The sequence below is a fragment of the Flavobacterium sp. genome, from assembly GCF_003525665.1.
Taxonomy (GTDB): domain Bacteria; phylum Bacteroidota; class Bacteroidia; order Flavobacteriales; family Flavobacteriaceae; genus Flavobacterium.
In genome coordinates this window covers 23,818-24,581 of the sequence record NZ_DQDX01000130.1, presented here as the reverse complement: position 1 = coordinate 24,581, position 764 = coordinate 23,818, and the positions used below count along the sequence as shown (strand labels likewise).

The window sequence follows — 764 nt, the reverse complement described above, 5'->3', positions numbered from 1 at the left end:
GCGGAAAACCTTTTCGCATCAATAATAAATTCATTGCCAGTCGAACAGTTCTTCCATTTCCGTCAAAGAACGGATGAATCCAAACAAACTTATGATGGAAAATAGTAGCCAACTCAATATCATTAAGTTGCATCGGATTGGTAGTTACAAAATCAATCAATTCATCAAGTAAAGCGGAAACTTTATTGGCATTGGGCGGAATAAAATTAGCTCCAGAAATTCGAACGCCACCATTTCTTAATCTTCCTGCAAAATCTTCTTCAATCATATTTAAAACCAAACTGTGAATTGAAAGTATATCTATTGCTCGAATTTCATAACTATCATCAACAATAGAAAACAAATAATTGATGGCTTTCTCGTGATTTTTAGCTTCAAAATGTTCGCGAAGTGACTTTCCTTTTACAGTGATTCCTTCTTGCAAAACCATTTGAGTTTCTTGAAGAGTCAAAGTGTTTCCTTCAATACTATTCGAATTATAAGTCCATTCGATTGATAAAGATTCTTTTATTTTTTGCAAAGCAATGTTAGGCAATGGTCTGCTTCTTTTTAAAACAGCCACTTTATCATACAATCTATCGAATGTTGATTGTAATTCTTCTCTATATTTTATATCAATGTTCCACATAATGAAGCAAATGTACTTCTTAATATCGGATAATACAAATTTTGAATCTATCCGATATTAAGAAACTAAATATATTTTTTGAGAATAAAACTTTCTGCTAAAATTTTGGAATTTGGAATTTAAATTTTGGAATTTA

1 protein-coding gene is annotated in these 764 nt (G+C 30.6%); it reads right to left on the bottom strand.

What is annotated here, in order from left to right:
- Positions 1-628: Fic family protein (locus DIU01_RS09295; RefSeq protein WP_290833775.1), on the bottom strand; the 628-nt coding region annotated here is incomplete at its 3' end.
- Positions 629-764: the final 136 nt, after the last annotated feature.